At 53.0% G+C, this 249-nt stretch carries 1 pseudogene; it reads right to left on the minus strand.

The annotated features are described in order from the left end of the window. Positions 1 to 249: pseudogene (locus HBA93_RS22470) on the minus strand (ABC transporter ATP-binding protein); the annotation flags it as partial.

Here is a 249-nt window from a genome sequence, read left to right on the forward strand (position 1 = left end):
ATTGCGGGCTGATAGGCACTACATCGCCACCCTTAAGGCGAAAGCGGTTAGCCGCCTCCATTTTGCCTGACAACAGGTTTGTAACACCCATAAACTCAGCAACAAAACGCGAGCGCGGTGTATCAAACACCTCTGTCGGTGTACCAACCTGCTCGACAATCCCCTGCCGCATCACCACCACCTTGTCGGAAATGCTCAGCGCTTCATCCTGATCATGGGTCACGAATATCGTGGTGATGCCGAGAGAAT

Origin of the sequence: Ochrobactrum sp. SFR4 (assembly GCF_019730395.1) — a bacterium.
Taxonomy (GTDB): domain Bacteria; phylum Pseudomonadota; class Alphaproteobacteria; order Rhizobiales; family Rhizobiaceae; genus Pseudochrobactrum.